Consider the following 423-nt stretch of genomic DNA (forward strand, 5'->3'; position numbering starts at 1 on the left):
GCAGTAAAACAGTATATCGAAAACCAGAAAACATCGCAGAGACAAAAGGATAAGATGGGCTAATGCAAAAAGGGATCAAATTCAGGATCTACCCGAACAGAGAACAGAAAAACTTCATCCACCAGACGCTGGGATGCTGCAGGTTCATCTATAACCGGGGACTTGCCATGCGTAAGGAAGGCTATGAAAAAGGGAAAAAAATCGGCTATGGCCAGACTTCTGCCATGCTGACGGAACTGAAAAAGCAGGAAGAGTTTGCTTTTCTGAAAGAAGTCGATTCCATCGCATTACAGCAGTCATTGCGGGATCTTGACCGGGGATTTGTAAACTTTTTTCAAAAAAGGGCGTCCCATCCAACTTTCAAAAGCAAACATAACCATTTTCAGTCGTACAGAACGGTAAATCAAAAAGACAACATTCGTA

The 423-nt window shown here is 42.6% G+C and carries 1 protein-coding gene; it reads left to right on the top strand.

Annotated elements, in window-relative coordinates:
• Positions 1-62: 62 nt before the first annotated feature.
• A partial coding sequence (locus tag DWX32_RS20405) for an RNA-guided endonuclease TnpB family protein (RefSeq protein ID WP_243037656.1) occupies positions 63-423 on the top strand: 361 nt, incomplete at its 3' end.

Origin of the sequence: Blautia sp. AF19-13LB (assembly GCF_003479105.1) — a bacterium.
In the GTDB taxonomy this organism is placed as follows: Bacteria; Bacillota; Clostridia; order Lachnospirales; family Lachnospiraceae; genus Fusicatenibacter; species Fusicatenibacter saccharivorans.